Annotated in this window: 10 protein-coding genes; 1 reads left to right on the top strand and 9 read right to left on the bottom strand. The window is 54.5% G+C overall.

What is annotated here, in order from left to right; all coding sequences use genetic code 11:
- Positions 1 to 2 precede the first annotated feature (2 nt).
- The 4 genes from AB8880_02335 to AB8880_02320 all read right to left on the bottom strand — a co-directional run bounded on the left by AB8880_02335 (position 3) and on the right by AB8880_02320 (position 5,384).
- Complete coding sequence (locus AB8880_02335) at positions 3 to 1,295, bottom strand: adenylosuccinate synthase (protein ID XDZ66253.1); 1,293 nt, start codon at positions 1,293 to 1,295, stop codon at positions 3 to 5.
- Between the two features lie 24 nt (positions 1,296 to 1,319).
- Positions 1,320 to 2,489 (bottom strand): ATP phosphoribosyltransferase regulatory subunit, encoded by a 1,170-nt coding sequence (locus AB8880_02330; GenBank protein XDZ66252.1) that lies wholly within the window; start codon positions 2,487 to 2,489, stop codon positions 1,320 to 1,322.
- Positions 2,490 to 2,575: 86 nt separating this feature from the next.
- Positions 2,576 to 4,180 carry a phosphoglycerate dehydrogenase gene (serA, locus tag AB8880_02325; GenBank protein ID XDZ66251.1) on the bottom strand — a complete coding sequence of 535 codons (1,605 nt, stop codon included), beginning with the start codon at positions 4,178 to 4,180 and terminating at the stop codon, positions 2,576 to 2,578.
- Positions 4,181 to 4,184: 4 nt separating this feature from the next.
- Positions 4,185 to 5,384, bottom strand: a complete 1,200-nt coding sequence (locus tag AB8880_02320) for a phosphoserine transaminase (protein ID XDZ66250.1) — start codon at positions 5,382 to 5,384, stop codon at positions 4,185 to 4,187.
- A gap of 142 nt (positions 5,385 to 5,526) precedes the next feature.
- On the opposite strand from AB8880_02320, the gene AB8880_02315 reads away from it, so the two are divergent.
- Positions 5,527 to 6,237 carry a glutathione S-transferase N-terminal domain-containing protein gene (locus AB8880_02315; protein ID XDZ66249.1) on the top strand — a complete coding sequence of 237 codons (711 nt, stop codon included), beginning with the start codon at positions 5,527 to 5,529 and terminating at the stop codon, positions 6,235 to 6,237.
- On the opposite strand, the gene glmM is transcribed toward AB8880_02315, so the two are convergent.
- The 5 genes from glmM to AB8880_02290 form a co-directional block, all read right to left on the bottom strand.
- The gene (glmM, locus tag AB8880_02310) at positions 6,234 to 7,601 is read right to left on the bottom strand and encodes a phosphoglucosamine mutase (protein ID XDZ66248.1); all 1,368 of its coding nucleotides are present in this window, start codon (positions 7,599 to 7,601) and stop codon (positions 6,234 to 6,236) included. The genes AB8880_02315 and glmM overlap by 4 nt on opposite strands.
- 72 nt (positions 7,602 to 7,673) lie before the next feature.
- On the bottom strand, positions 7,674 to 8,600 hold the full coding sequence (gene folP / locus AB8880_02305) for a dihydropteroate synthase (protein ID XDZ66247.1): 927 nt from the start codon (positions 8,598 to 8,600) through the stop codon (positions 7,674 to 7,676).
- A gap of 206 nt (positions 8,601 to 8,806) precedes the next feature.
- Entirely contained in the window at positions 8,807 to 10,726 is a 1,920-nt protein-coding gene (gene ftsH / locus AB8880_02300) for an ATP-dependent zinc metalloprotease FtsH (GenBank protein XDZ66246.1), read from the bottom strand.
- 39 nt (positions 10,727 to 10,765) lie between these two features.
- The gene (tilS, locus tag AB8880_02295; protein XDZ66245.1) at positions 10,766 to 12,133 is read right to left on the bottom strand and encodes a tRNA lysidine(34) synthetase TilS; all 1,368 of its coding nucleotides are present in this window, start codon (positions 12,131 to 12,133) and stop codon (positions 10,766 to 10,768) included.
- Positions 12,096 to 13,154, bottom strand: coding sequence for a tetratricopeptide repeat protein (locus AB8880_02290; protein XDZ66244.1), 1,059 nt, complete (start codon positions 13,152 to 13,154; stop codon positions 12,096 to 12,098). The genes tilS and AB8880_02290 overlap by 38 nt, the downstream gene beginning before the upstream one ends.
- Between the last annotated feature and the right edge of the window lie 111 nt (positions 13,155 to 13,265).

Raw genomic sequence — 13,265 nt, 5'->3', positions numbered from 1 at the left:
TGTTATCCCTCGAACGGATCACGCACAAGTATGGTATCGTCACGTTCCGGGCTGGTGGAAACGGTGGCAACGGGAAGAGACGTCAGCTCTTCGAGACGCTTGATATATTTCACCGCCTGCGACGGCAACTCCGCCCAGGAACGCGCGCCCATGGTGCTTTCCTTCCAGCCTTCGATCTCCTCATAAACAGGCTCTACCCTCGCCTGTTCAGCGGATGCGGCGGGGAATCGGTCGATCTTGACGCCATCAAGCTGATACGCCGTGCAGATCTTGAGCGTATCAAACCCGTCCAGCACATCAAGTTTGGTCAGCGCCATGCCATCTATACCGGCAATCTTTCCGGCCTGCCGAACCATCACCGCATCAAACCACCCGCACCGACGCTTGCGGCCGGTAACGGTGCCGAATTCACGCCCGCGCTGGCCAAGGGTTTCGCCATCCTGCCCGAAATCCTCCGTCGGGAACGGGCCTGAGCCGACCCGAGTTGTATAGGCTTTGGTGATGCCCAGCACGTAATTGACCGCACCGGGGCCGGTCCCTGTTCCGGTTGCTGCCTGCCCCGGAACCGTGTTTGATGACGTCACAAAAGGATAGGTGCCGTGATCGATATCAAGCATCACCCCTTGCGCCCCTTCAAAAAGTATACGTCGGCCCTGGCGGCGGGCATCATCGAGGCTGGCCCAGACTTCGCCAAGAAAAGGGATTATCCTTTCGCGCATCTCTTCCATCGAAGCGACTATTCCATCGGCGTCCATGGGGGTTTCACCCGCGGCTTTCAGCCAGATATTGTGGTGCTCGAGCAGCGAATGTGTTTTTTCCCGAAACGAACCCATTTCCAGAAGATCCGCCATCCGGATGCCTCTGCGGGCGACTTTGTCTTCATATGCCGGGCCGATGCCGCGGCCGGTTGTGCCGATCTTTGCCGTTCCGCGCATGACTTCACGCGCGTGATCAACCCGTTGATGCACCGGCAGAATGATCGGGGCGGAAAGAGAGATCATGAGGTTTTCAGGCGTTATCTCAACCCCCTGCCCCATCAGCACATCCATTTCCTTGAGCAGGGCCTCGGGATCAATCACCACCCCGTTGCCGATGATCGACCTTTTGCCCGGCCGGACAATACCCGAAGGCAGAAGGCTGAGCTTGTATTCCTTGCCATCAATAACCAGCGTATGACCGGCATTGTGCCCGCCCTGAAACCGGACAACGATATCGGCTTTCTCCGAAAGCCAGTCAACGATCTTGCCTTTACCCTCATCCCCCCATTGGGAGCCGATCACCGCGACATTAGCCATCGCCAAGCCTCCGTTAAAACCCTGCTATTCATCCAGTAAAATCACTTTGCCGTCACGATATATCCTGCGGCAGGACATTGCTTTTGCTTCTTCGGTGCGGGCGTTGTCATCGCCTGCCTCCGAGGTGCCGAAGCGGCAGGTTTCCCCTTCTTCCACCAGCCGGACGAGCGTCTTAAGACCAGCTGCGTGAGGAACATAAACAGCCATGCTCTCCCGGCTTTGCGGCAAGGCCCGCATCACCCGTTCAAGATAGAGCGTAACGCCGGTTGAATCTTCCCCGCTGCCATTGACCGTTGTTGTGCGATATCTCCCGCCACGGCCAAGCTCGCCACGAATGCCCGGGGCAAAGATCGAAAACCCGATCCCGTGGTGATAATCAAAACCTCGGGACTCGAGCGGGTCCAGCGTAACCGAAACCTTCGGCGCGGCGCTGCGAATAAGGCCCGCGACCTTGAGCAGACCGGCGATCATGTCCGCAGCTTCCGTTGCAAGCCCTTTGCTGCGCTCCCGGGTTTCCTCATCAAGTTTCCCGGGCGAAATCATCGGTATATCAAGAAGGGATGTCAGGATATCTGCAAGCCTGCCCCCATGACGCCGGACAAGGGCGTGATCCTTGGCCGCAACAGCCTGGGCGAGTTTATCATCCGGCTTCTCACCGGCAATCGCTTCAAGAAGGCGGGGCACGCCAAGGTCAATGGTCAGGTGTGCGATACCGGCATGATCAAGCGCATGAAGCGCGGCAACAGCCAGTTCCGCATCATGGTAGGCGTTGCTGGCCCCGATCATTTCCGCCCCGACCTGGGTCAGCTGCCGTTCGGGGTTGAGCGGGTCCGGGCGAATACGAAGAACATCACCGCTATAGCAAAGCCGCAGCGGCCGCGGCATATGATGAAGGCGTGTCTCTGCAATTCTGGCGATCTGGGCCGTCATATCGGCGCGTATCGCCATCATCCGGCTTGAGAGCGGATCCATGACACGGAACGTATCCGCGGCAAGCGCGACCCCTGGTCCATCAGCAAGAAGGGTATCCTCAAATTCCACCAGCGGCGGTTTTACCCGGTCGTAGCCAAAGGCAGCAAAACTCGCCATGATCTTGCCGATGGCTTCGGCCTCGCGCCGGGCATCACCGGGCATGAGATCACTCAACCCGGCTGGCAGGAGTCCTTGAGATCGATTTTCGGGCGCATCTGCCATCTATGAGTTCCGGGGCTGAAGAAAATCTCCCCCATGTCCTACCCCAGCCCCTTGTATTCTGCAATCCCAAAGACGGTTTTACGCCATTATGGAGCAAACCGGAGGCGGTCAGCCCTGACCACTTGGGGCAATTTCCTCAACGCCTCAATGAAGGTATCATCGGCGCCTTCATCAATTTCCACAAGCGCGATGGCTTCGCCGCCGACTTCGCGCCGTCCAAGATGGAACGTGGCGATATTGATGTTGTTTCTGCCGCAGAGTGAGCCCAGATCACCGATGAATCCCGGCTTGTCATAATTTCTGAGATAAAGGAGATGCTCCGGAAAATCACTTTCAACAGCGATATGCTGAACTTCAACAATTCGTGGCATGGTCATTCCGACAAGGGTTCCGGCGATTGTCCGGTTTTTCTCGATGCCATCGCGTCCTTTGTATTTTACCGTGACCCGAAGCTTTGTCTGGTAATCGCATGGGCGCTCATGTCGGATCGCGGCGACATTGATGCCGCGGGAATGGGCCAGCGTAGAGGCGTTGACGATATTCGCCGCCGCCATGATCGGCTCCATCAGTCCAGCCAGCGTCGATGCCATGACAGGTTCGATATTCAGCGCCGAAGCCTGTCCATCAAATTCAACGGCGACCTCGGTGATGCCGGAACGTGTCACCTGGCCAAGAAAGGAGCCAAGTTTGCGGCCAAGATCCATATACGGCATCAGGATAGGGGCCTCCTCGGCGGTGACATTCGGCAGATTAAGCGCGTTCAGCACAGCTCCTTCAAGCAGATAGTCAGCAATCTGATCGGCGATCTGGACCGCCACTTTTTCCTGCGCCTCCGCCGTGCTGGCCCCGAGATGCGGGGTTGCAATCAGATTGGGGGCATCAAAGAGAATGTTCTCTCTTGCAGGTTCAACGGCAAAGACATCTACCGCCGCACCCGCGAGATGGCCGGTTTCAAGGGCGCCACGCAAGGCAACCTCATCAACGAGGCCGCCACGGGCACAGTTGATCAGCCTTGCCCCTTTTTTCATGCGGCTGATCGCATCGGCATTGATGATATTCCGCGTATCATCGGTGAGGGGTGTATGCAGCGAAATATAGTCAGCCCTGGCCAGAAGATCATCAAACTCCACTTTCTCAACACCGATGGATCTCGCCCGATCTTCGGTCAGGAACGGATCATAAGCCATGACCTTCATTTTAAGCCCCTGCGCACGGTCCGCCACGATTGTACCTATATTTCCGCAGCCAATGAGCCCGAGCTTCTTGCCGGTGACCTCGGTACCGACAAAGGCCGACTTTTCCCATTTCCCGGCAATGGTTGAGATATGCGCCGCCGGAATCATCCTCGATGAAGCCAGCATCATCGTGATGGCATGCTCGGCCGTTGTAACCGCATTTCCATGAGGTGTATTCATGACGACTATTCCCGCGGCCGTCGCGGCACTGACATCGATATTATCGACACCGATCCCTGCCCGGCCGACAACCCTGAGCCTGCCACCCCTGATTTTCTCAAGCAAATCCGGTGTCACCCTGGTGGCAGAGCGAATGGCAAGGCCATCATAGTTGCCAAGGATTTTCTCAAGCTCCTCTGGCGAAAGGCCCGGGCGATAATCCACCTCAAGCCCACGGTCTTTCATTATCGAGACGGCGGTCTCACTCAAACTGTCGCTGATCAATACAGATGGCATGGTGCTAATCCTTGGAATTTTCGTGTTGAACTTCATCCCGGACAATGGCCAGCGCCCAATCGATCCAGGGGAACAAGGCTTCAAGATCGCGGGTTTCCACCGTCGGACCTGCCCAGATCCTCAATCCGGGTGGAGCATCACGATAGGAGTCGATATCTCTTGCAACATCTTCCTCATCAAGCAATGCCGTGATCTTTTTCGCCAGCAGCTTCTGTTTGGCGGGTTCCGCCTTCGTGAACCAGTCAGCGGTGATGCGGATGGTGACCGAGGTCGGGGAGATGGTTGCAGGGTCTTCGGCAAGGAACGCCAGATCAGGATGATGCAAAATCCAGGTGCTGATTGCCTTAAAATTGGCCTCAACCCGCTGGAAAAGTGCGTCTCTGCCGCCGATATCCTGCGCCCATTTGAGCGCATCCAGCGCATCCTCAACACAAAGCATCGATGGCGTGTTGATCGTAGCACCGGCAAAAATATCGCGCGCCAGCACGTTGTTTTTGGTGAGCTGGAAAATCTTGGGGACCGGCCAGGCAGGTTGATGGCTTTCAAGTCTTGCCACCGCCCTCGGGGAGAGAACAATCACGCCATGCGCACCTTCACCACCGAGCGATTTCTGCCAGGAGAAGGTGATGACATCGAGTTTTTCAACTGGCATGGGGAAGGCAAATACCGCCGACGTGCTGTCCGCAATGATGAGGCCGTCGCGATCATCAGCAATCCAGTCAGCGTCCGGAACACGAACTCCGGCAGCGGTGCCATTCCATGTCAGGATCACGTCACGATCAGGGCTCGCCATTCCCAGATCAGGAAGTCTGCCATATGGTGCTTCAAATACACGAATATCGGAAAGTTGCAGTTGGTCCACCGCGTCCTTGAGCCAGGTTTTGCCAAAGGCTTCCCAGGCAAATATATCCACCCCCCGCGCGCCAAGCAGCGACCACATCGCCATTTCAACAGCCCCCGTATCAGAGGCTGGAACGATGCCGAGATAATACTCATCCGGCAACCCGAGCAGGTCACGCATCATCGTGATACAGGTGTTGAGTTTTTCTTTGCCTTCGGAAGATCGGTGGGAACGCCCCAGACATGCCTTTTCCAGAGCCTGAAGCGACCATTCCGGTCTCTTGCTGGTGGGGCCACTGGAGAAATGCGTGTTGCGGGGACGCACTAAAGGTCGTGGGAGCGACGTCTTACGGTCAGGTTTCATGAACCCCATCCTTCAATATGTTGCCATCCGTTGGGGGATGACGGCCCGGGTGCATTTCTAGTCGTTTACATGGCATTGTCAAGCCTGTTGTTATGTTGGCTATGCAGGGTAGACTTGGGAAAAAAACAAGAAAGGTCACGATATGACGGAACAGGCAAAACCCCGGCTATATGAACTGATTTCAACCCATGGTCTTGCGCTGAGCCCCTGGTGCTGGCATGTCCGGATGGCTCTGGCCCATAAGGGGATTGAGGCAGAAATTATTCAGGGAAGATTTACTGAAAAAGCCCCGCTCGAAGCTCTTGGTGGCAAAAGCTATCCTCTTTATCAGGAAATGGATGGACAGGTTTTCGCGGATTCAAACGAGATTGTTATGCATCTGGAAGATATCAGGGCTGACCCAACTCTCTTTCCGGGTGGCGATAGCGGAATAGCGCATTATCGTTTTCTGCATAGATACGCGCAGACCATGCTTTTCCCGACACTCGCAAAAATGATTATAAAGGATATTCCTGATCTTCTGGACGGGGAGGACAAGAAATATTTCATCACCTCAAGAGAGGCACGTTTCGGCAAACCTCTTGCCGAGGTTTCTGCCGGCCGGGAAGAAATGCGGTCAACACTGGAACTTCAACTTGATCCGTTCCGCAAAGCCATGGCCGGAGGTGGATTTGTCAATGGTTCAGCCCCTGCAATGTCGGATTATCTTCTGTTTGGCATCCTGCAATGGGCACGTGTTTCATCAGCTTTTCAACTGCTTGATGAAAGTGATTCCATTACACCCTGGATGGAAACGATGCTTGATCTTTTTGAGGGGCTCGGGCGAAGCGTACCAGCACGAAAGAGCCGTTAATTCACCAGATCAGAAATTACACCCGCCAGATTTTCCGCGGTTTTTTCCATCAACCGCTGATCTTCGGCTTCAACCATCACGCGGATAAGCGGCTCTGTTCCTGATGGGCGAATAACAATACGCCCGGTATCGCGAAGCTTCTCCTCGGCATCAGTTACCGCCAATGCCAGATCACCATGGCTTAGGGCTTTCTGAATAGATTCTTGTGAGGTGCAATCAATGTTCACAATTTTTTGTGGCAAGGGCGTGAAGCGGTGGAGGCTTTCGCTTGCCGGGGCATCGCTCATCTTGAGAAACATGAGCATCTTGAGCGCCGCAATAATACCGTCGCCAGATGTGGCATGGTCAGTCAGAATGATATGCCCTGATGGTTCACCTCCGAGATTCAGTCCGGCCTCACGCATCCTTTCAAGGATGTAGCGGTCTCCAACCTTGGTTCGCTCCAGATTTATGCCTTTTGCTGAAAGATACTGGGCCAGCCCGTGATTGGTCATGAGTGTGCCGACAACCGTCCGGCCGGCGAGCTCTCCCTGCGATGCCATCATATCCGCAAGAACAGCAAGACACTGGTCCCCATCGATGATCTGACCCTTTTCATCTGCCATGATGAGCCGGTCGGCATCGCCATCGAGGGAAATGCCAACATCTGCCCCGTTTGCCACCACCGTTTCCGCCATGTATTCAGGATGAACGGCGCCACAACCCGAATTGATATTGATTCCATCAGGGTCAATACCGAGGGGAATTACTTCGGCCCCCAGCTCAAAAAGCACATCAGGCGCGGCGCGGTAGGCTGCACCATTGGCACAATCCACAACCACCTTCAGGCCTTCAAAACGCATAGACCGTGGAATGGCTGATTTGACCTGTTCAATATATCGACTGACGCCATCCAGCATGCGGCGCGCTCGACCAAGTTCCAACGCGTCCGCCAGAGGTATATGGCCAGACATGATCGAACTGATCTCATCTTCTGCTATATCCGGAAGCTTGAATCCATCTGGCCCGAAGAGCTTGATGCCGTTATCTTCATGTGGATTGTGGCTGGCTGAGATCATCACTCCCAGATCCGCCCGCAACGTTCGGGTCAGATACGCAACCCCCGGCGTTGGCAAAGGGCCAAGCAGGCGAGTATCCATACCTATTGAGGCAAAGCCAGCCTGCAAGGCAGCTTCCACCATGTAACCTGAAAGACGGGTATCCTTGCCGATCACCACCAGAGGGTGACGCGATCTTTCAATACCCTTGTTTGAATTGCGGAAATATTTGCCAGCTGCAAGAGCCAGCCTGATTATGTTTTCAGCGGTCATAGGACCTGTATTGATACGAGCCCTTACACCATCCGTTCCAAAAAACCGTGACATGGTAGTGTGTCAGCCTTTATCCAATTCGTGAATAATCTACACCAAGACCATGTTTTGACCTAGTAACAAAACCTAAATATTCAGCATCGCCTCGGCATTGGCTAGCGCCTGCATGGTTTCAGGAACATCATGCACCCTGAAAATCTGGACACCCTGAGCCCGGGCAAGCGCAGCAAGAGCCGTCGATCCGGGTTGCCTTTCCTTGGCAGGTTCATTTTTTGAAAAATGGGCAATGGTTGATTTCCGGCTCACACCAAGAACGATGGGAACACCAAGACCATGATAAAGGGCAAGACCGGACATGATTTCCATATTATGCTGTGGAGTTTTCCCAAAACCAAATCCAGGATCCACGGCCAGATTGTGAATGGGTATTCCATTTTCTGTCGCAGTTTTTATACGTTCTTCTAGCCAGCAAAATACTTCCGTCGGGGCATGGTCATAGCGGGGTGATTGCTGCATCGTACCCGGCTCTCCCTGCATATGCATCAGGATCGCCGGGGCATCTTTCCTGGAAATCAGATCGATGGCTCCGTCTGCTCTAAGGCCGCCAACATCGTTGATCATTGCGGCGCCCGCAGCAAGCGCATCCTCCATAACCGGTGCATGTCTTGTATCGGCAGAAACACAATATCCCTCTCTGGCAAGCGTGCTTATGACCGGCAAGATCCTTCGGCGTTCCTCATCAAGGCTGATCTCCCCGGCACCGGGCCGGGTAGATTCCCCCCCAACATCAAGAATTCGAGCCCCCTCCATGGCCATCCGGCGTGCCGAGGAAATTGCTATATCGGCTTCCGCGTGATCTCCACCATCAGAAAAACTGTCAGGCGTGGCGTTGATGATTCCCATGACATGCCAGGTATTCATCGCAAGTCCGGCAAAATTCTGACGCGGGCTTGTCACTCGTTCCAGCATCTGATGAGCCAGTTCTTCAACTTGCTCACCACCAGCTGATGCTTCCCTCAAGAGATGATCTGCCCTGATTCTGGTAACGGTCATTCGCTCCTGATGTGTTTGCAGCACATCAAAATGAGCAAAGGCAAATGGGCCACCTGCAAGTGGAAGAAATCCTGAATCAAGGCAATTCAATCTTCGCGAAGTTATGCCAACAGGCATAATCCAGGTGCAACTTTTTCCACCTTCACGCCTATCATCATCGAAAGGAGGAAAGGCAAGATTTGCCTGACGCATAAGGGACATAAGGTTTAGGCCGTGGTATCCGGCGACTGATCCTGTGATGGCTTGCGAAGACCGCCGGGAATACCTGTGCGGGATTTAGCTCTTGGCGCCTCGGGAACATCATCCATGTTGCGAACTATTGTGCCACCTTCGATAATTGTCTTGATTTCGTCTCCAGATAATGTCTCATATTCAAGCAGAGCCTTGGCCAGCATTTCAAGTTGATCCGCGTGTTTCTTTAGAATCTTGGTTGCATCTTGATAAGAATTGTCCACGATCGATCGAATTTCACTATCAATGGCAGAGGCTGTTGCATCAGACATGTTTTTCTGCTGTGCCACCGAACGCCCAAGAAAAACCTCTTGTTCATCAGCAGAATAGGCAAGGAATCCAAGCTTTTCTGAAAGTCCCCATTCGGTAACCATCCGGCGGGCAATATCCGAAACCATACGAATATCGCTTGATGCGCCAGTAGTCACCTTTTCAGGACCAAAGATCATTTCCTCGGCGATCCGGCCTCCACACGCCACTCTGAGATCCGCGAAAAGCTTGTCTTTGGCCATCGAGACGCGATCGCCTTCAGGAAGGCGCATCACCATGCCAAGAGCCCGACCACGAGGAATAATCGTCGCTTTATGAATCGGATCGGATTCCGGCTGATGCAGCGCCACAACCGCATGACCTGCTTCATGATAGGCAGTCAGTTTCTTTTCTTCATCGGTCATGACCATGGAGCGCCGTTCAGCCCCCATCATGACCTTGTCTTTTGCTTCTTCAAATTCGGCCATGGATACGGTACGGCGGTTTTTGCGAGCCGCCTGAAGTGCTGCCTCATTCACAAGATTGGCAAGATCTGCGCCCGAAAAACCTGGCGTACCACGTGCAATGATACGGGCTTCGACATCGTTTGCCAGCGGAACCTTGCGCATATGGACTTTGAGGATTTTCTCACGGCCAAGCACATCAGGATTAGGTACCACAACCTGACGGTCAAACCGGCCTGGACGCAAAAGCGCCGGATCAAGAACGTCCGGACGGTTGGTGGCAGCGATCAGGATAACACCTTCATTTGCTTCAAACCCGTCCATTTCAACAAGCATCTGGTTCAGTGTCTGTTCGCGCTCGTCGTTGCCGCCGCCCAACCCGGCGCCACGATGCCGCCCGACTGCATCAATTTCGTCGATAAAGATGATACATGGAGCGTTCTTCTTGCCCTGTTCGAACATATCACGCACACGGCTTGCGCCAACACCAACGAACATCTCAACAAAATCAGAACCTGAAATTGTAAAGAAAGGCACATTGGCTTCACCAGCAATCGCCCGCGCCAGAAGTGTCTTACCTGTACCCGGAGGGCCGACCAGCAGCACACCTTTCGGGATCTTTCCACCAAGACGCTGGAACCGCGAGGGATCACGCAGGAATTCAACAACTTCTTCAAGTTCGGTTTTCGCTTCATCAATCCCTGCGACATCTTCAAATGTCACTCGGCCGTGATGTTCGGTGAGCAGTTTGGCGCGCGATTTACCAAAGCCCATGGCACCATTGCGGCCGCCACCCTGCATCTGCCGCATGAAGAAGATCCACACCCCGATAAACAGCAACATCGGGAACCAGCCAAGCAGGATCGAGAAAAGCCCGGGCGTGTTGCTCTCATCCGGACGCGCCAGAATACGGACATTGTTTTCCTTCAGCACCGTCACCACATCCGTGCCATCGGGCATGTAGGAGTTCACCGGAATATTATTCTGTGTAACGCCATAGAGGTTGCTGCCTTCGATGGTGACCTCGCGCATATCCCCGGCTTCCACCTGTGCGAGGAAATCAGAATAGGCGACAAGCGATGAACGCTGACCGGAGGTGTTGTTCTGGAACATGTTGAACAGCGCCAGAAGCACCACACCGATAACCATCCAGATAATCAGATTACGGGCCATGTTATTCATTGAAAAGCCTTTCTTCCGTGCATCCTGCCGGGAAAATCATCAAGCCATGCCCCCGATGAACCCTGCGTAAAGCCCGGTTTTCCGAAAGCTGTATAAATCGTTTCTCTTGAATATCAGATGGGGAATGATACCGTGATCGTCAAGGGTGAGTAAACCCATATCCGCAGGAATATCAGATATCCCCGTATCCGGGATAAAGACAGGCATGCTCCAGAATGCCCGTGCCGGCACATAATCCTTGTCCGAAAATTCCGGTAGTGCGCGCCGAAGCGCGGCATATCCCTTCGCGCCCAGAGCCTGAACCCGCCCCGGGCATGGCGCGACAACATGCCAGCGCCCATCAAAAATACCGTGACGGGGAGTGCCATTTTCTGACATGAACTCAATGGGTTGAAGCGACCTTTCCGCCTCACGGCAGAGAACGAACCACGCCGTGCCCCATGGTCGCCATTCGCACCCGCCAAGAGTTACGCTATCCCCTTTCATCAGCCGTGCACGCAACCGGGCAAGTTGATCTTCCCTTGGCGGCGTTCCAGCCGCCCTCATTTCGCGGTACATCCTTGCAAGAAAGGCAAGCCCCGCCCGGAAAGGCAAGTCCGATAAAAGATCACGCTGAAACCATCCCCATCCCCCCAACTCCAGACAAGCGCGGCCAGCAATCGCTTGATCAATACTACGCTCGAAGGCCTGATCAATACGGCCAGCCAGCTCACCCAGCCGCTTTAAGGCAGTCGGACCGGCACCTGCATCCTCAAGCGCTTGCATATCCTCGCGAAAACGGACCCGGGTGAATTTCCGGTTACGGTTCGAGGGATCATCCACCACCGGGACTATTCCATCTGCCAATACCTGATGAAGCTCATCTCGCGACACGCTGAGAAAAGGACGCGCAATCCTGAGCCCGTCGACTCTGGTCAGCGGCTTCATTCCGGCAAGACCACGAAGACCCGAGCCTCGTTCAAGCCGCATCGCGACGGTTTCGATCTGGTCGCCTGCGTGATGAGCGGTCATGATCACGGCATCATCAGGAAGGGCATGATTCACCAGTGCCTGATACCGGTGCTTCCTTGCCCATGCCTGGACACCGCCCTTTGGTGGCGTGTCGGTAATCCGGTGGACCTGCGCCTTTATTCCCATGTGGTTGAGCGTTTCGGCCACCATCGCGGCTTCCTGGCTTGATTCCCGGCGCAATCCGTGATCCACCACCATTGCGGCAAGCGGGAGCGATGTTTCGGCGCGCCCATGCCATGCTTTCACCACACGAGCCATGGCCATTGAATCCGGACCGCCCGACACAGCAAGAAGTATCCTGTCTTTTTCAGATTTCAGCCCAAGGGCATCAATCCTGCGCGCAAGGCCAAGGCACGTCTCATCCGGTGCATTCGGATTTGGTTTTGAGTTTTCCAAGACGATCAAAGAAGCTTTCTGTCGGGTTTTCCACCAATGTTGGGAGGGATTCCAGCAAATCGCAGACTTCGCTTTTCGCCGCGAAGGTTGAAATCGCCTCGGCGATCCAGAGTGTTGTTTTCTCCAGTCGTGAATCTGTTGGCCAATTGGTGTTGAATTCGGTGAAGGTCATTGCCGCCGCCTCGTAAGAGCCTTTCATGAATTGAACACGTCCAAGCCAGAAGGTTGCATCCGCCAACCGACTGTGCTCGGCGTTTTTTGCAACAAATTCGCGGAAAGCCTCCTCGGCGGTGTCGAGATCGTTCTGCAAGGCCTTGCCCAGGGCGAAACGATATTGCTCATCGGGGGAGGCGTCGGGCAGCACGGATTTCGGTTCAGCCGCGATTTCGGCTGTAGCCTGTGTTTCGGCTGGTGTTGCTGCTTCATCCTCCCTTGCGAGAGATGCCGTGGTGGTTTCCCCGGAATCGTTTGAGGCGGTTTCATCTGCGGCCGTTTCCTGCATCGCCTCTTCAAGTTTGCTGGCCTCGATTGTCCAGGCAGCCGATGTATCCTGTTCCGCATTGAGGGAGGCTTTCGGCACGTCGCCGGCGCCTGTTCCCGAAGGTGAGGTAGCGGCAGCAAGATCATCCTCGATGCCAAGCCGCATCAGGCTTTCAAGTCTCTTTTCCATGCGCAGCAGGCGGAATTCATTATCGCTCGCCACTTCAAGCGTACGCTCAAGCCTGTTGTTGAGGATGCGTATTTGGTCAACCAGTTTGTCGATCTGGTTTTCAAGCACTTCCATCCTTGCCGGGTCAGCCTCGCCCTTCTTCTCAAGATCCTGCCGAAGCGAACTCAGATCTTCCTCGATCACCCCGCGCACATCCTTGAGCCCTTCTTCCAGCGCCTCGATACGGCTTGCAAAAATCTCGATAGAAACGCTCTGCGCCTGCGCCATGGAGACAAGGCCGCAGATCATGAGCGAAAACACAGCGAGCCGGGAAACCCACCGGCCAGAAAGATAACTCGTATGTAGCAACATTTTATCCATCACCAAATTCAATCTGAAACAAGCTTATATCCTGTTTCGGTCAGAAATGTGGCAAAAAATTTAGTCAGGCCCCTGGCAGAATCCCGAAAGAAACATGGCCGC

Source organism: Alphaproteobacteria bacterium LSUCC0684, from assembly GCA_041228335.1.
Classification (GTDB): domain Bacteria; phylum Pseudomonadota; class Alphaproteobacteria; order Puniceispirillales; family UBA1172.
Note: the sequence above shows the minus strand (reverse complement) of the source record. Positions and strands in the feature narration are given on the sequence as shown.